Annotated in this window: 20 protein-coding genes; 9 read left to right on the forward strand and 11 right to left on the reverse strand. The window is 50.8% G+C overall.

Features of this window, described 5'->3' with window-relative positions; all coding sequences use genetic code 11:
• Positions 1 to 259 precede the first annotated feature (259 nt).
• The 6 genes from QUE74_RS14290 to QUE74_RS14315 all read left to right on the forward strand — a co-directional run bounded on the left by QUE74_RS14290 (position 260) and on the right by QUE74_RS14315 (position 3,452).
• Positions 260 to 466 (forward strand): hypothetical protein, encoded by a 207-nt coding sequence (locus QUE74_RS14290; protein WP_000796963.1) that lies wholly within the window; start codon positions 260 to 262, stop codon positions 464 to 466.
• Positions 466 to 1,521, forward strand: coding sequence for a major capsid protein (locus QUE74_RS14295; protein ID WP_000907467.1), 1,056 nt, complete (start codon positions 466 to 468; stop codon positions 1,519 to 1,521). Before QUE74_RS14290 ends, QUE74_RS14295 begins: the two co-directional genes overlap by 1 nt.
• 11 nt (positions 1,522 to 1,532) lie before the next feature.
• On the forward strand, positions 1,533 to 1,868 hold the full coding sequence (locus QUE74_RS14300) for a head decoration protein (RefSeq protein WP_000380878.1): 336 nt from the start codon (positions 1,533 to 1,535) through the stop codon (positions 1,866 to 1,868).
• A gap of 13 nt (positions 1,869 to 1,881) precedes the next feature.
• Positions 1,882 to 2,295, forward strand: a complete 414-nt coding sequence (locus tag QUE74_RS14305) for a hypothetical protein (RefSeq protein WP_000224588.1) — start codon at positions 1,882 to 1,884, stop codon at positions 2,293 to 2,295.
• Positions 2,296 to 2,456: 161 nt separating this feature from the next.
• Positions 2,457 to 2,891 carry a hypothetical protein gene (locus QUE74_RS14310; protein ID WP_000565611.1) on the forward strand — a complete coding sequence of 145 codons (435 nt, stop codon included), beginning with the start codon at positions 2,457 to 2,459 and terminating at the stop codon, positions 2,889 to 2,891.
• Positions 2,892 to 3,170: 279 nt separating this feature from the next.
• Entirely contained in the window at positions 3,171 to 3,452 is a 282-nt protein-coding gene (locus tag QUE74_RS14315; protein ID WP_000133434.1) for a hypothetical protein, read from the forward strand.
• A gap of 123 nt (positions 3,453 to 3,575) precedes the next feature.
• Here QUE74_RS14315 and QUE74_RS14320 read toward each other — a convergent pair whose 3' ends face one another.
• Complete coding sequence (locus QUE74_RS14320; RefSeq protein WP_001242999.1) at positions 3,576 to 3,875, reverse strand: hypothetical protein; 300 nt, start codon at positions 3,873 to 3,875, stop codon at positions 3,576 to 3,578.
• Positions 3,876 to 3,987: 112 nt separating this feature from the next.
• Here QUE74_RS14320 and QUE74_RS14325 point away from each other — a divergent pair, with 112 nt between their 5' ends.
• Positions 3,988 to 4,290, forward strand: coding sequence for a PerC family transcriptional regulator (locus QUE74_RS14325; RefSeq protein WP_001360810.1), 303 nt, complete (start codon positions 3,988 to 3,990; stop codon positions 4,288 to 4,290).
• Positions 4,291 to 4,949: 659 nt separating this feature from the next.
• On the opposite strand, the gene yejO is transcribed toward QUE74_RS14325, so the two are convergent.
• On the reverse strand, positions 4,950 to 7,544 hold the full coding sequence (yejO, locus tag QUE74_RS14330; protein WP_000546505.1) for an autotransporter YejO: 2,595 nt from the start codon (positions 7,542 to 7,544) through the stop codon (positions 4,950 to 4,952).
• A 318-nt stretch (positions 7,545 to 7,862) separates the two neighbouring features.
• Between yejO and narP the strand changes: the two genes are divergently transcribed.
• Together narP and QUE74_RS14340 are read left to right on the forward strand one after the other, a co-directional pair.
• Positions 7,863 to 8,510 carry a nitrate/nitrite response regulator protein NarP gene (gene narP, locus QUE74_RS14335; protein ID WP_001354777.1) on the forward strand — a complete coding sequence of 216 codons (648 nt, stop codon included), beginning with the start codon at positions 7,863 to 7,865 and terminating at the stop codon, positions 8,508 to 8,510.
• Positions 8,511 to 8,784: 274 nt separating this feature from the next.
• Positions 8,785 to 9,765, forward strand: a complete 981-nt coding sequence (locus tag QUE74_RS14340) for an IS110-like element IS621 family transposase (protein WP_000399629.1) — start codon at positions 8,785 to 8,787, stop codon at positions 9,763 to 9,765.
• A 237-nt stretch (positions 9,766 to 10,002) separates the two neighbouring features.
• On the opposite strand, the gene ccmH is transcribed toward QUE74_RS14340, so the two are convergent.
• The 9 genes from ccmH to napC are packed head-to-tail and all read right to left on the reverse strand — an operon-like array spanning position 10,003 to position 16,904.
• Entirely contained in the window at positions 10,003 to 11,055 is a 1,053-nt protein-coding gene (ccmH, locus tag QUE74_RS14345) for a cytochrome c-type biogenesis thiol:disulfide oxidoreductase CcmH (RefSeq protein WP_001211597.1), read from the reverse strand.
• Positions 11,052 to 11,609 (reverse strand): thiol:disulfide interchange protein DsbE, encoded by a 558-nt coding sequence (gene dsbE, locus QUE74_RS14350; protein WP_000828281.1) that lies wholly within the window; start codon positions 11,607 to 11,609, stop codon positions 11,052 to 11,054. The genes ccmH and dsbE overlap by 4 nt, the downstream gene beginning before the upstream one ends.
• Positions 11,606 to 13,549: a cytochrome c-type biogenesis heme lyase CcmF gene (ccmF, locus tag QUE74_RS14355; protein WP_000982452.1), complete on the reverse strand. Its 1,944-nt coding sequence runs from the start codon at positions 13,547 to 13,549 to the stop codon at positions 11,606 to 11,608. The genes dsbE and ccmF overlap by 4 nt, the downstream gene beginning before the upstream one ends.
• Positions 13,546 to 14,025 (reverse strand): cytochrome c maturation protein CcmE, encoded by a 480-nt coding sequence (gene ccmE / locus QUE74_RS14360; protein ID WP_001026421.1) that lies wholly within the window; start codon positions 14,023 to 14,025, stop codon positions 13,546 to 13,548. Before ccmE ends, ccmF begins: the two co-directional genes overlap by 4 nt.
• Entirely contained in the window at positions 14,022 to 14,231 is a 210-nt protein-coding gene (ccmD, locus tag QUE74_RS14365; RefSeq protein ID WP_000186536.1) for a heme exporter protein CcmD, read from the reverse strand. Before ccmD ends, ccmE begins: the two co-directional genes overlap by 4 nt.
• Positions 14,228 to 14,965, reverse strand: a complete 738-nt coding sequence (gene ccmC / locus QUE74_RS14370) for a heme exporter protein CcmC (RefSeq protein ID WP_001354780.1) — start codon at positions 14,963 to 14,965, stop codon at positions 14,228 to 14,230. The genes ccmD and ccmC overlap by 4 nt, the downstream gene beginning before the upstream one ends.
• A gap of 41 nt (positions 14,966 to 15,006) precedes the next feature.
• Positions 15,007 to 15,669, reverse strand: coding sequence for a heme exporter protein CcmB (gene ccmB / locus QUE74_RS14375; protein WP_000971730.1), 663 nt, complete (start codon positions 15,667 to 15,669; stop codon positions 15,007 to 15,009).
• Positions 15,666 to 16,289, reverse strand: a complete 624-nt coding sequence (gene ccmA, locus QUE74_RS14380; RefSeq protein WP_000525591.1) for a cytochrome c biogenesis heme-transporting ATPase CcmA — start codon at positions 16,287 to 16,289, stop codon at positions 15,666 to 15,668. The genes ccmB and ccmA overlap by 4 nt, the downstream gene beginning before the upstream one ends.
• Before the next feature lie 12 nt (positions 16,290 to 16,301).
• Complete coding sequence (gene napC, locus QUE74_RS14385; protein WP_000528376.1) at positions 16,302 to 16,904, reverse strand: cytochrome c-type protein NapC; 603 nt, start codon at positions 16,902 to 16,904, stop codon at positions 16,302 to 16,304.
• Positions 16,905 to 16,913 lie beyond the last annotated feature (9 nt).

Consider the following 16,913-nt stretch of genomic DNA (forward strand, 5'->3'; position numbering starts at 1 on the left):
GATGCAAAAAAGATGATGGTTGTGGTTAATTTTTGTTCGACATCTTTGCAGGCAGATAAAAAAGCCCGATAAGGTCAGAGGTGGCTTATCGGGCTTTTGCATATGAGGCTTTTTGGTGCACTGACACACATGATCGGGATCATCATTTCATAATTTGCAACACAACTCAACATCATTGCATAAAATGCAATCATGATTATAATCAGAACTGGATGAACATCCAGTTCTGATTTTTTAAGTCAAAGAGGAATTTCTTACTATGGCTGAAGAGAAAAAAGGCGGTGTTTCGGTGTACATAAGCCCCGAAATCGTGGAGGTGCTCAAGCAGCGCCACAAAAAAAACTATGAGGCTGGCGTGGCGGCTGGACTGGATCCGCTGATGACGCCGGAGCCGTCGATAGGTTCACTTGTACGCTCTTATTTACTTGCGGCGCTTGGGATGCATAAAAATTATGGGGGTGAATAATGGCAGGCAAAGCAACGGCACTTAACACTAACCAGCTTTTCATGTACCTGAATCGCGGGGATATTGCGGAATTTAAATTCAGTCCGCTGTTTACCACGCTGTTTTTCCCGAACGTGGCGACATTCAACACCCAAAACATCATGCTGGACACCCTGGACATTGAAGAGGTTACGATGTCGGCGTTTTGTTCGCCTATGGTGGGTAGTCAGGTCCAGCGCGATAAAGGGTACGAAACCAGCACGATTAAACCTGGATACATGAAGCCGAAGCACGAAATCGATCCAACGAAAACCATCATACGTATGGCTGGAGAAGATCCGGCACAGCTTAATGACCCAACCTATCGCCGTATGCGCCTGATTACTGGCAACATGCGCCGCCAGATAAACGCGATTAAAGCGCGCGTGGAATGGCTGGCGGTGAATGCGATAACGACCGGAAAAAACATCATTGAGGGCGAAGGCATAGAACGCTATGAAATCGACTGGAAGATACCGGAAAAAAACATCATAGAGCAGGCCAAAGGCCGTAAATGGTCCGAGCAGGACAAAGAAACCCACGATCCAATCTATGATATCGAGCTTTATGCGGATCAAGCATGTTGCCCCGCCAACGTCATGATCATGGGCGCTGAGGTATGGCGAACGTTACGCAGCTTTAAAAAATTCCGCGAACTGTACGATCTTTCCCGTGGTTCAGAGTCCTCCGCAGAGCTGGCCTGTAAAAACCTGGGCGAAGTGGTGAGCTTTAAAGGATATCTGGGCGATATTGCCCTTATCGTCTATTCCGGCAAATACACTGACAGCGACGGCACCGAAAAATATTTCCTTGAGCCTGATTTGCTGGTCCTGGGCAACACCAACAATAAAGGGCTGGTGGCCTATGGTGCGATTATGGATCAGGAAGCGGTCAGAACGGGCGCAACGCAAAACATGTTTTACCCGAAAAACTGGATTGAGGACGGCGATCCGGCGATTGAGTACGTGCAGACGCACAGCGCACCGCAGCCGGTTCCGGCAGATATTCGCAAATTTGTTACCGTCAAAATTGGTTAACGGGGGATTCTATGGACACTCCATACATTGAGTTATTTGCAGGCAGTCAGCAGGTTGCCACGACGCTGGTACATTTTGCCGCTGATGCTGGCGTTATTCAGGAATTTACCCCGCTGATGCTGGCGGACAATGGCGAATTTAAGCCGTGGGATGGTCAGGAATCTGGCAAGGCTGTTTATCTGACGGCGTATCCCGTGGACACGTCAACGCAGAAATCAGCACAGTGTTACAAGACGGGGATATTCAATATTGCCGCCGTTAACTGGCCTGAGAGCGTCGACACCGACGCGAAAAAATGTGCCGCCTTTGCGGGTTCTGGTGTATCTGTTCAGCCGCTGGCGCGATAAGCAGGGGGGAACGATGGCAACGAATGAAAGTATCATGGCGCTACCGCTGGCGAGTAAATTTAAAGCTGAAGCGCGGGCAATGGCTGACAGATGTCTATCAACCTACGAAGCTATATATCAACTTAACAAACTGGAAGAACAGGACAAGCCGCGCGCTGATGCGATTATGTCGCTTCATGAATCTGACGACTATCAGCCGCTGTTACGTGCAATGGCAAACGTGCCTTGTATTGATGTTGATACGGCTAAAAACATCCTGAACATGACCATAGAACAGGAACGCCAGAAGGTTGCACCAGAGCTTACCGCAGCCTTTGAAAACTTTATGGACATGCACAGCCCACAAGCCGTATCAGCTGGCATGGCATACGATGGCAGAAACCCGGGCGATGACGGCGACATTGATCGCATACTGAAAACCATCTGAGACAAGGCCGGAGAAATCCGGCTTTTTTGCGGGTCCTTTCCGGCATATGGACCTGTTACGGGGCGGCGACCTCGCGCGTTTTCACTATTTATGACGTTTTTCCGAGAAGGTGCCACCACCACCACTTGATTAATATTTAACCATGCAGTTGAGGTAACATTATGATTGATAAAGCTTGTTTTGTAAGCCAGCAGGAAATAGCTGAACATTTCCAGGTAAACAGAACCACTATTCGCGCATGGACCAAACAGGGGATGCCCTATCTTAATGCGGATCGCGGAAAGTCTGGCGGTTATCACATCGGGCATACATTGCTTTGGTCTTCAGGTAAAAGCCATTTTGAGACCATCGGATATCACGTAGAAACCAGTGCGCTGGAAAAAATTATGGTTGCCAGGCTGCTTTCATCTGAGCGTGACGAGTACTCCAGTGAAGAAACAGAACATCGATTTGATGAAGGTTTGCAGATTTACGGCTATGCACCGGAAGATGTGAGCAAGGCACGAAATAAAATGGCTGGCTTTCTGGCTGGGTGGCGTCATGCAGTAAGCGTTCGCCGTGCCAGCATGGAGCAATCAGCCGATACAGAACAGTAAAGCCGATAACTTGTTAATCACTCGCAGCAATGCATGTGATTTGTGCACACTTTCGGTTAACTGGTTCGATGTCCGGTTTTAGTGTCTGTTTTTTGCGCATGTCCGGTTCATGGAAAGCATGTTTTTATATTTTTCATATGGTTAACTTACAGAGAAACCGGACATGGATTCCGAAAAATTTTCATAAATAGTGAAAACGCGCGAGGTCGCCGCCCCGTAACGGGCCATAATTCCTGGAAGGACCCGACGACACCAGACTATCAGAACGATGGGGGCACAATGACAGAAGCCGAACTACTGCGATTAATCCGTCGCGTTGCCGGAATCAGCCAGCAGGCTGACGAACAGGCCACGCAGCCGGACAGCGTGACCGCAGAAAATTATGTTCGTGTGGTTGCTGAGGTGATGCACCGTGATGGTATCCAGCTTAATGATGCGGATATGCGCGACATACGGATCCGCGTTCTTGAAATGCTGGCCTACCGTCGCCGGATACAGACGTACAGGGAAAAAGCCAAAATAACGTACCAGTGGAAGAAGCCGGAGCGGTTACGGCGGTAACTTGCTGAAGTTAAAGCATAATGCAAATTTGCACTCTGGCCTAACCCGTTAATATTTCAGCAAAGTGCAAATTTGCGTTCTGTAGCTGGTGGCTGGCAGAATGTAAATTTACATTCTGGTGATTTAATCATCTGATTTACCCAGCCCGTACCGGATTACCGTACAGTGAGCGCCATCGCTACCGATACGCACATCAAAGCGGGGTTCGCGCACTTTCACGCGGTACAGGATCCCATCATTTACCATAGCGTTTAACGTTCGTCGGGTTGCCTCTATGTGATATCGCTGATATTCGGAACCATAGAGCAGCACTGTCACACCACGAACATCAAAAGGCGGATCTCCGGCCTCCACCCGCACCCAATCGCGATACTCAGGTTTGTAAAGTTCAAGAATCTGTTTTTTGTGCCTGGTCATTCTCATGTGTGATTCCTTATTGTGGGACAGTACTGTCATACAATAAGCTATGAGGGAAATTATCAAAAGAACGGAAACCAACCATTCAGATTTAACAGGTATCAATGGGATTATGCTTATGGTGCATGATGACAAAGCGGAAGAACTGGAAGCGAAAGGTTTATGGCGACGGGCGGCTAATCGCTGGGGTGAGTTACTGAAACAGGCGGCAAGTGATGAAGCGCGTCAGTATGTAACGGAACGACGAACGGCATGTATCCGGAAGGCAACCATAACCCGGGAACCGGAAAGAGACCTGATTTGTGCCATAAGAACCGCCGCCACAAAAACACTAACGGACATGGGGATCGACCTGAAAAAAGAAGATCCACTGCGGGGCATTCAGCACGGACATACAAAGCGGGATAAACGCAGGAAGTAATTTTTTTCGTGTAACCAGGCAACCGACTATCTGAAAGAAGTCAGAACTACGAAATTTTCGTAGTTTAATTTGCAGCCAGGCTATCGGAGATCGTGACGGAGAGTGACAACCAGTGACACGACGTGACAAAAAGACGGTTTAACCGTTAATTAAAAATCGATGGGATTTTGTGCTTTCCGGACGAGTGGCCAACGTCATTTTTAGCGAAAAGCTCTGATTAAGGTCATTGGCTGAATGGTCATAATGACCACGCAGATCATCAAGGCAACCATAACGACTTCCGTTACGGTTGATGCTTTTACCCCATTGGGGGAAAAGTATTACGATAATCATTACACCTACCGAACAGGCAAAGCCCAGCAGCCTGATTAACATTTAACCGGAAAAAAACCGGGGAGCAGGATGATAGTCGCTAGGGCAATTATTGCTGAAATTGTACACTTTTTCAGCAAATTATTTTAGTTATACGTTTGGTTATACGATTTAAAAGTTGAATAAAGAATATTATTTAAAATCATTTAGTTATACACTTAATTAAACTACTCTCGTGCGACCAAAAATCCCAAGAAAAACCAACCTATTGCGGTTGGTTTTTTTTATATCTGCGATTAATTTGATAAACAGACCGCGACACATTACGGCCTGTTTATTTTCTGTTATCAGAACGTCCAGACCACACCCGCCTGGGTATTCCACGGTGATTCTACCCCCGCGCCATTGCCATAGCTGACTGACAAATGACCGCTTAACGTCGGGGTAAACGATGACCTTATCCCAGCCTGATAAACGCCACGGGTTCCAGCCACGTCATTATTAAATTTGCCGTCGTCATTAACATTCACCTGGTTAGAATCGGCGTATTCCTGACGCACGGCGGCTTTCAGCCAGGGTTCCAGCGTCGTACCGTTTTGCAGGTCCATGTGATAGCTTACCGCCGTTCCCGCTTCAGCGCGTAATATGCGGGTATTTCCCACATCCGCTCGCATACCATTTGATAACGTATAGTCCTGACCATCAGTGGTAAAGCCGGTAAAGGACAGATAAGGCCTTACATTCCACAACCCCTCCCCCCAACGGAACCCGCTCTCGACATGAGCACCCGCGCCGTTACTATTGTAATCGCCAAACGCTGTTGCCCCATTACTCATCTTGCCATGGATGGTGTTGGAAAAACGGTCAACTTTCACCACCCCATCAACATAGGCACCGTTCTGATGCTCCCAACCGGCATAAGCCCCCAGGGTATAGCTATCGACATTGCCTTTACCGCCGCGATCAAAACCAATATCAGAATGAGAGTAACCAAAGAATAAGCCACGAATTGTGCTGCTTTCTTCACGGGAGAAACGGCTATCGATACCGAGCGTCAGCCCCGTCAATGTTTGCTCAAAGCCAGCTCCCGCATCAGTGGTTACGTTGTTGCGGGTGTTAATTGCCGAACTCCACATCGCCGTATCGTAATTAACGCCTTTTACGCTACCAAGACGCTCACGTACGGTATCCAGTTCTGCATCAAATACCAGCGGTTGTGCTGCCGCCATATTCAACACATCAGTGGTTGAAGGAGTTATTTGCGTGCGATTCTCTGCCAGACTCCAGCTATGGTTGCCATTATCTTGCAAGATATATTCATACGTACCGATATCAACAACGCCTCCGGCATTGCCCAAGGTAAATGCAGCATCACCGCCGCCCGTTGTTACCAGTGTAAGGCTATCTCCTGCTGCCGGGCTGGCACCGGTGTCCGTAACGAAGATTTTGAAATTACCTGTTGCCTGATCGGTGACGTTAAGCTGATCGCTCTGGTGATTGGCCATATCGGTGCGCATATAAAAATTGCCGTTTCCCGACAGGGTATTAGTGGTCAATGTAGTGAAATTTTCCGCACTTGCCGTCACAGATGAACGAGTCACTGGCTCAGCCATCATAACGACAGTTCCGTCTGACATCACCAGGTTTGCTAAATTGAGACGGGTGTTTTGGTTTATATTATTGATATCGGCAATAATAGCCCAAAAACTCTCTTCGATAGAAACATCTGCTTTACTGGTATCCACTGCGCCATGCGTTCTTAAAGATGCACCATCAGAAACCACCACGTCACCTAATAATGTAGCCGGTGTATAAAAATTTAATTCCAGCGCCATTGCATCAATAATGCCCTCATTTCCTCTGACTGTTACGTTAACCATTGTGCCAGTCCAGACATTAGCGCGACCATTATCGATAACCATATTTTCAGATATAGCATTTGAGGAATATTTTATGCTTCCATTCTGCACTGACCGACCAAGATCATAAACTGCATGTGCCTGCACTCTCGTACCAGTATCTCTTCCCAACGATTGCATGGTTGCATGCTCATCAAGGATAGTGTCAATTGCCTGAGTGCCCTCCATAACAATTAGCCCGGAACCGTCATCTAGTTCATAATTTTTAGACACGCCATCTTTTATGCTAAATTGGCCTTTACTGTTTGTACCACTCACTTCCAGCGCATTCGTTGAAACAATTAATTTTCCGCCTGCTTTTTTGTCAACGCCAGTTGCAGTCCCGCCATCCATAACCTCCAGTAAACCACCACTATCCACAGTGGTATTATAAGCGAAGTCATTCTCTTCAACCCGCAAACTTCCGCCGTTTTCCAACAGCATATTGTTAGCAACCCCATCTTTGATATCAAACTGACCGAGACGATTTGTTCCGAATACCTCCATAACCCGCGTGGTTGTTTTGATTGCACCGCCTGCTTTTTGATCTACCGCAAATGCCAATCCGCCATCTTTAACCTCCAGTAGTCCTCCCTTTTCGATAACGGCGAAGATGGCAATGCCTTCGGTTTCAACGAGTAAGCGCCCGCCTTTAATAGTGGCTTCATTAGCAGCTCCATAAACCTGTAACACACCATTATTGATGGTAGTTTGGTTTGCTGCACCACCCAATTGAACAATTTGATAACCATCATTTAATACTGAGTATTCTGCTGAGCCATATGCTTCAATGTACTGATACCCTCCGTTGATTTCAGCATTATTACTTACACCACATTCTTTTATATGCTGTTCTCCGCTGGGAGTGATTTTCGTATTATTTGCGGTCCCATAAACCAGCTGGATATCTTTTTCCAGGACAACACCATCAACAGTCGTTCCATACTCAACAGTTGATGCCAATGCTATGGGAGAATATAACGCTGTAGCCACCAGAACAGATATTGCGGAACGACAAAGAGAAACAGAACCAGAGTGATGCATTAATCTTTCATCCTATGAAATTAATTGCTGTAAAAGCATTGGGTACTGAAAATACCCATAGCGCCATACCCGGAGTCAGTTTTTAAAAACTGTTTAAAGAAATGCACATGTATTGTGATTGATTTTTTAGTTGTTTTTCTTGATGGGAAGTTGATGCAAAATTCCATATTTATAATGAAAATGATGCGAGGGTGAACTACTGAGCTGTACTTTTCACTACATGTCCATACATAAAATGGGGTAACATTCACGCGCCTGGTAGCGTTTCCAACGCTACGCTCAAACATAATGATTCTAATAAAACCTCAGGAGACTACTATGCCTGAAGCAACGCCTTTTCAGGTGATGATTGTGGATGATCATCCACTTATGCGACGCGGTGTTCGTCAGTTACTGGAACTTGATCCTGGCTTTGAAGTGGTCGCCGAAGCGGGCGACGGCGCAAGTGCTATCGATCTGGCGAATAGACTGGATATCGACGTGATCTTGCTGGATCTCAATATGAAAGGTATGAGTGGCCTGGATACCCTCAATGCCTTGCGCAGGGATGGCGTTACCGCGCAAATTATTATCCTGACCGTATCAGATGCCTCCAGCGATGTCTTTGCGCTGATAGACGCAGGCGCAGACGGTTATCTGTTGAAAGACAGCGACCCGGAAGTGTTGCTGGAAGCGATTCGTGCCGGAGCGAAAGGCAGCAAAGTCTTTAGCGAACGCGTCAATCAGTACTTACGTGAACGTGAAATGTTTGGCGCGGAAGAAGATCCCTTCAGCGTGCTGACGGAGCGCGAGCTGGATGTTCTGCACGAGCTGGCACAGGGACTGTCAAATAAACAGATTGCCGCGGTGTTGAATATTTCCGAGCAGACAGTAAAAGTACACATTCGCAATCTGCTGCGTAAACTCAATGTCCGCTCACGCGTGGCGGCCACCATTCTGTTCCTGCAACAACGTGGGGCACAATAAAAAAATAGCCCGATGGATTTACCCTCGGGCTGATATTGATGACAAACGCAAAACTGCCTGATGCGCTACGCTTATCAGGCCTTGTATTATCCCTCCTGTGCAGAGAAAATCGGCCAGTTTTCTCTGCCTGCAGTCCGCATGCCGTATCGGGCCTTAGGTTTTCAACCTGTTGCGTAGATTTATGCAGCGGACTGCCTTTCTCCCAAAGTGATAAACCGGACAGTATCATGGACCGGTTTTCCCGGTAATCCGTATTTGCAAGGTTGGTTTCACGATGGAACATGAACTTCATTATATCGGTATCGACACCGCTAAAGAGAAACTGGATGTCGATGTGTTGCGTCCTGATGGTCGTCATCGCACCAAAAAATTCGCTAACACCACTAAAGGGCACGATGAGCTGGTGAGCTGGCTGAAGGGTCACAAGATTGACCATGCGCATATCTGCATCGAAGCGACCGGCACCTATATGGAACCTGTCGCAGAGTGCCTTTACGATGCAGGCTACATAGTGTCAGTCATTAATCCTGCGTTGGGTAAAGCTTTCGCTCAGAGTGAAGGACTGCGTAACAAGACTGATACCGTGGATGCGCGCATGCTGGCAGAGTTCTGTCGTCAGAAGCGCCCTGCAGCCTGGGAAGCGCCTCACCCGCTTGAACGCGCGTTGCGTGCCCTGGTAGTACGCCACCAGGCGCTGACAGATATGCACACGCAGGAACTGAACCGCACTGAAACGGCGCGGGAAGTCCAGAGACCGAGCATTGATGCTCACCTTCTGTGGCTTGAAGCAGAGCTGAAGCGTCTTGAGAAGCAGATAAAAGACCTGACAGACGATGATCCGGATATGAAACACCGCAGGAAACTGCTGGAAAGTATCCCGGGTATCGGAGAGAAAACATCTGCGGTATTACTGGCTTATATCGGTCTGAAGGACCGCTTCGCCCATGCCAGACAGTTCGCCGCTTTTGCGGGTCTGACACCACGGCGTTATGAATCAGGCAGTAGTGTGAGAGGGGCAAGCCGGTTGAGTAAAGCCGGACATGTGTCGCTTCGCAGGGCGTTGTATATGCCTGCAATGGTAGCCACCAGTAAGACTGAGTGGGGACGGGCGTTCCGCGACCGTCTGGCGGCTAATGGCAAGAAAGGAAAAGTGATTCTCGGCGCGATGATGCGCAAGCTGGCACAGGTGGCGTATGGAGTGCTGAAGTCAGGCGTACCGTTCGATGCGTCACGGCATAATCCGGTAGCTGCGTAAAAATCGCGGAAGGGATGAAAAAAACAGCGCCTGACGGCGCTGTGTCTGGCATGCCTGCAATCTGGGAAACCAGGGTAGAAAAAAACTTGCAGGCCATAACAGTATCTACGCGGATCGAGCAATGTATTGAGTTCGCACGATTTTGTAGGCTGAATAAGGCGTTTACGCCGCATCTGGCATAAACAAAGCGCACTTTGCCATCAGTCTGGCCCGATGGCATCACCATCGGGCTTGTTCTTATTTACTCTCCTGTGGTGATAAATGTTGCATCGCCTGCGCGATACTGCGTTCAATCACCGCACGGCGAGTATCGTTGGCAGGTAAGAGTTTCAACATCATCTCCCACGCGGCAACGGCTTCGCCAAATCGCTGCTGCTCAAAGGCATTAAACGCATACATGCTTAACACACGGATATTGCTATGGTCCGTTCTCACCAACTGGCGTAGCAGTTCACCACCCAGGCGGTTGTCGTTGGGATCAGATGAACGTGTCAACGCTTCAGCGTATCCCAGTGCAGCATCGCTGTTCTTCGGATCGAGGCGATACGCAGTGGCGTATGCATCGGTGGCAATACTGGCGTTACCCAGCGCCATGCCAACGCGGCCCAACATAATCCAGCCTTCTATATCTCCCGGATTTTTTTGCAGTTGAGTACGCATCCCCAGCGCAAGGCGGGACATCTCTTCTTCGTTGAGCGGCTCAGCTTTCGGATCCAGCGCCCTGTCCAATAACGCCGGCGCCTGAGCCGTGGCCTGCTGCCAAATTTTCACCTGCTGATAATTGCCGGTCTGGTAGTAGCTGACGCCAGCCACAATTAACGCCACCACAATACCCGGCAGATAAACAACATATCCGGCACGCTTACCTTCCGGCACGCTTTGTTCAGGAAACTCTTCCTGCACCACGCGTACCCGACGCCGCGAGCGGGAGTAAATAACCCAACCGCCAATGCCAATAGCGACTACCGGTAGCACCCACAGCAGAACGGTCAGCGGCGTTAACGGCGGATCGTAAGTGACGAAGTTGCCATAGCGCGCCACCATATAATCGACAATCTCTTTCTTACTTTTACCTTCCTGCATCAGTTCGTACACTTTCTGGCGCAGGTCGGTGGCAATCATCGAGTTGGAATCGGCAATGCTGTTATTCTGGCATTTCGGGCAGCGCAGTTCTTCAGTAAGCTGACGAAACTGTTGTTCCTGTGCTTCATCTTTAAACTGCAACACGTCGATGGTCGCCAGCGCTGAGCCGGAGATCATCAGCATCAGCACGCCCAATAAAAACCTCATTGTGCGGCCTCCTTACTGTATTTCTCCCACAACGGCTTGATCTCTTCTTCCCAGACGCGGGGATTGAGATCACCCGCATGGCGATAGCGAATGATGCCGTTGCCGTCGATGAGGAACGTTTCTGGCGCGCCATAGACACCGAGATCCAGCCCTAACATGCCGTCGCCATCAAACAGGCTTAACGCGTAAGGATTGCCCAGCTCCTTCAGCCAGTTGATTGCCTTCTGGCGATCGTCTTTATAGTTCATGCCGACCACGCGGATGCCCTGCGCAGAAAGCTGATTCAGATATTGATGTTCCGCACGGCAGGTCGGACACCAGGTCGCCCAGACGTTAAGCAGCACTGGTTTGCCCTGAGTCAGCACATCCGCCTGATAAAACTGCCCCGGATTGTCCAGTGATTCGAGGCGAAACTTTGGCACCGGCTTGCCAATGAGCGCCGATTCCAGATTGGTCGGATCATCCCCTTCGGCATTACGTGCCAGCTGCCACAGCAACGCCGCGGCAATCGCCAGGAAGATAATCAAAGGAATTAACAATACGTTGCGCTTCATACAGCCTCCGGCGCAGTTTTCTGCGGGTTCACGCGCTTACGATAGCGAGGATCAAACAGGCACAGCAGCCCGCCCAACGCCATCATCAGCCCGCCCGCCCAAATCCAGCGAACAAACGGTTTGTAGTAAAGACGCACAGCCCACGCGCCGTTTTCCAACTCTTCACCGAGCGCTGCGTACAGGTCACGCGTGATGCCACCGTCAATCGCCGCTTCGGTCATCATCGACCCGGCAGTGTTGTAATAACGTTTTTCCGCATACAGCACCGTTTCCGGTTTACCCTCTCGCGTTACGCCGATAGTCGCCACACCGCCACGCCAGTTCGGACCAGTCACTTCTTTGACATCACGGAAGGTGAAGCGATATTCATGAATATCGACGCTATCACCGGACTTCATGCGCACATCACGCTCAACGCTATAGTTCTGGCTAAAGGCAATACCAACAATTGTTACCGCCAGCCCCAGGTGAGCCGCCACCATGCCCCAATAACTAAAGGTGGTTTTCGTGCCGCGTGAAATACGCAGCGCAGCTTCCGCAATTGCCAGCACCGCAATCCAGCAGGCCATTGCCAGGCCGAGCACCGTCATCGCCACAACTTTGCTTTCGAACAGCCACGGCAACAGCAGAGACAGCACCAGCGTAGAGATGAAGGCGATAATCAATAAATTGCGGATTTTACGTGGGCGATCGCGCCCCCAGCGCACCAGAGGACCGACACCCAGCAGTAGCGCAAACGGCACCATCAGCCAGGTAAACATGGTGTTGAAGAACGGTTCGCCAATCGAAATGCTGCCCAGTCCCAGTTGCTTGTGCACCAGCGGCAGCAGCGTCCCCAGCAATACCACCAGCATTGCGGCGACCAGCAAAACGTTGTTCGCTAACAGCAGAGATTCCCGCGACCACAGCGCATTGTTTACGCGTGAGCGAACTTTGTGTCCACGCGCGGCAAACAGCAGCAGCGAACCGCCAATCACCAGCACCATAAAAGCGAGGATAAACATACCGCGCGCCGGATCAGACGCAAACGCGTGTACCGATACCAGCACGCCGGAACGCACGAGGAAAGTCCCCAACAGACACAACGAGAAGGCACTGATTGCCAGCAGTAATGTCCACGCTTTGAAGCTGGCGCGTTGTTCAGTGACCGCTAGCGAGTGCATCAGCGCAGTACCCACCAACCACGGCATAAACGAGGCGTTTTCTACCGGATCCCAGAACCACCAGCCGCCCCAGCCGAGTTCGTAATAGGCCCATGCGGAACCGAGCACAATGCCGAGCGTCAGGAAAATCCACGCGGCCAACGTCCACGGACGGGTAAAGCGTGCGTAAGTGCTGTCCAGACGACCACTCAGCAAAGAAGCAATGGCAAAAGCAAACGCCACCGAGAAACCGACGTACCCCATATAGAGCAGGGGCGGGTGGAAGATCAGCCCTGGATCCTGCAACAGCGGGTTAAGATCGCGCCCTTCAATCGGGAAGTTTGGCAACGTGCGTGAGAACGGGTTAGAGGTAAAGAGAATGAACAGCAAAAAGCCGACACTGACCATCCCCATTATCGCCAGTACACGGGCCACAATATCCAGCGGAATACGCTGACTAAAAATCGCCACCGCAAAGGTCCAGCCGCTCATCAGCAGCACCCACAGCAGTAGCGAGCCTTCATGCGCACCCCAGGTTGCCGCCACGCGATACCACACCGGAAGCTGGGTATTGGAGTTGCTGGCAACATAGGTGACAGTAAAGTCATTCACCACGAAAGCATTGACCAGCACCAGAAATGCGCCAGCCACAGACATAAATAGCAGCCAGGCAAACAAGCGCGAAGAAGCCATCATGCGCGCATCCCCGCGCGCCACGCCCCATAGCGGATACACGGACAGCAACAGCGCAATTCCTAGCGCCAGGCACAGCAGTCCGTTACCAATTTCTGGCATCATGATGCTGGGCCCTTATAAACACTCGTCGGGCGACGGTGATTAGCTTCCATCGCTTTCTCGACTTCTGGCGGCGTGTAGTTTTCATCGTGTTTCGCCAGTACTTCTTTCGCAAGGATATGATTGCCTTTTTCCAGTTCGCCCTGCACCACAACGCCCTGCCCTTCACGGAACAGATCCGGCAAAATGCCTTCGTAAGAGACATCTACTGAACCTTCAGCGTCGTAAATAGTGAACGTTACTTTTAGCGAATTGGGATCGCGCTGCACGCTACCCGGCATTACCATCCCGCCAACGCGCAGACGCTGACCGACTTCCGGCATCTGTTGAGTTTCACGCTTGCCGTAGAGAATTTCCCCCGGCGTATAAAAAAGATCGATATTCGAGCGCAGCGCATACAATACCAGGCCGATAGTCAGCGCCAGCCCCGCCAGCACGGCACAGGCAATCCACAAACGGTTTTTACGGCGAATATTCATGCAGCCTCCTGCTGTTGCGCAGCACGTAAACGCGCCTCACGCGCCCGCTGTTGCGCCACGCCACGCAGAATTGCGCGATGCTGCAACACGGAGTGCACGACCAAAACCACCAGCGGAATAACGGTCATCACCACCGCCAGCCAGACAAAAAAGGCGTAACCGCCCATTGCGAAAAATTCATTCCAGGAAGCAAATGCAGGGGTCATTTACGGCCTCTTTTCAGTATCAGTTCACTCACCCACGGACGGCGTTTTTCCATCAGCAAAATTAAATTACGCATCCGCATCAGCGTCAGCGTGGCAGACAGCAGCAGGAAGCCAAAAATCGACCAGCGCAGCGGCGAACGCATCGCCGGATCGATACTTTGCTGCATCCGCGTTGATCCCTGATGCAGGGTGTTCCACCACTCCACGGAGTAATGAATAATCGGCAGGTTCACCACGCCAATCAGCACCAGAATACCTGCCGCTCGGCCCGCCAGACGGCGGTCGTCGAAGGCGTGCCACAGGGCAATCACACCAACATACAGAAACAGCAGCACCAGTTCAGAAGTCAGACGTGCGTCCCATACCCACCAGGTGCCCCACATCGGTTTTCCCCATGCAGAGCCGGTGACAAGGGCAATAAAGGTAAACACGGCACCAATGGGAGCCATCGCCGCGACCGCCAGGTTAGCCATTTTCATCTGCCAGACAAGGCCAATAAACGCCGCCACCGCCATTGATGCATAAATGCCCATCGACCAGATCGCCGTAGGCACATGCAGGTAGATAATGCGATAGCTATTTCCCTGCTGATAATCAGCCGGAGCAAAGCCGAATCCCCAGACCCAGCCGACGGTAAGCACGACCACACTGGCAATTGCCAGCCACGGTATAAACCAGCCACAGATTTGATACAGCCGTGGTGGGATCGCCAGTTGATGCAGTGTTTTCCACATAGTTTCGATACCAGACTCGAACAAAAATCAGTAATCCAGCGTTATTGAATGCTGATTCGTAACGCTGCCGCCGTCGCAAAAGGACTTAATGTCGCGGTGCCTGCCAGCAACGCGCCTAAAATTGCCAGATACCCGTCAACGGGCAAATGCATCGAAGCCGCGTCCATCGCGGCGGTGGCAAAGATGAGTAATGGGATAGTCAGCGGTAACACCAGTATGCTGAGCAGCACACCACCGCGTTTAAGTCCCACTGTCAGCGCCACGCCCGGTGCACCGAGAAAACCAAGCGTTGGGGTTCCCAGCAGCAGCGTCAGCGCCATCACTTGCCAGCCATAAACATCCATTCCCAGTAGCATTGCTACCAGAGGCGAAAGGATGAGTAACGGCAGACCGGTTACCATCCAGTGCGCCATCACCTTCGCCAGCACAACGGCGGGCAAGGGTAACGGCAACAACATCAATTGTTCAAGACTGCCGTCCTGCAAATCGTCACGGAACAGTCGTTCCAGTGCCAGCAAGGATGAAAGCAGCGCGGCAACCCAGATAATGCCAGGGGCAATACGCGCCAGCAGTTGCGGCTCCGGACCGATACTGAGCGGAAAAAGGGTAATAACAATCAGGAAGAACCACAGCGGGTTAGCGATTTCGGCGCTATGACGAAACGCCACGCGCAGTTCAAGACGGAAAATTCGCCAGAACATTATTCGGCCCTCGTTTTCGTCAGTGAAATGCGGCGGATTTTACTTTCAGTAACGTTGAGCGGCTGGTGGGTAGTCAGAATCACAGTCCCCCCCTGCTCCGTATGCTGCGCCATACGCTGGGTCAGACGATCGACGCCGTTAACGTCAATCGCGGTAAAAGGCTCGTCGAGTATCCATAACGTGGCACGGGTCAGCCACAGACGCGCTAAAGCGACGCGGCGTTGTTGCCCGGCAGAAAGTTGATTTACCGGAATATCTTCGAATCCGGCAAGCCCGGCCTGCGCCAGGGCTTCCAGACATTGTGCGGTATCGCCATCGCGATGATAAAAGTGCAGATTTTCTAACGCCGTCAGCCGGGTTTTGATCCCCGGCTGATGGCCTATCCATAACAGGTTTTGATGGTAGCTGTCGCGTACCTGATGCAAGGGCTGCCCTTGCCAGAGAACCTCGCCTGCGTCAGGGCGAGACAACCCCGTCAGCAAACGGAGAAGCGTTGTCTTCCCCGCGCCGTTGCTACCGGTGATTTGTACCCACTCGCCTGCGTTCAGCGTAAATGACAAACCACTAAATAAGGTTCGTTCATCCCGCTCGCAAAGTAACTCTCTGGCTTCAAGCATACCCACGCAATAACCCTGTTAAAAACCTGGCTCGACTTCACGCATATCGGGCAGCTTGTGCGCTATCCCTTTATGGCAATCAATACAGGTTTGCCCATCTTTCACCGCCTGGTCGTGCATCTTAGCGGCAACTGATTTCTGGGCGGTTGTATCCATATACTCGAAGTTGTGACAGTTACGACACTCCTGCGAGTTATTGTCCTTCATGCGCCGCCACTCATTCTGTGCCATCGTCAGGCGATGAGCTTCAAATTTCTGCGGCGTGTCAATAACGCCAAAAATTTTACCATACAGCTCTTTACTTGCTTTGAGCTTGCGTATCATCTTCGGCACAAACTCGTGCGGAACGTGACAATCCGGACAGGTCGCACGGACGCCGCTACGGTTGTTGTAGTGCACGGAATCCATGTATTCCTGATACACCGTGTTACGCATTTCGTGGCAGCTAATGCAGAACTCTTCGGTATTGGCTTTTTCCATCCCGGTGTTAAAGCCGCCCCAGAAAACGATGCCGCCGACAAAACCGATCAACAGCAGCGTCCCTAGCGCCAGACGGCTGGGGGTACGCCACCATTTCCACAGGCGCTTAATCAGACCAGGCTTACGGTCAGAATTTCCCATAATAACCTC

It is taken from the genome of Escherichia sp. 10290 (genome assembly GCF_030295155.1).
GTDB classification, from domain to species: Bacteria; Pseudomonadota; Gammaproteobacteria; order Enterobacterales; family Enterobacteriaceae; genus Escherichia; species Escherichia coli_F.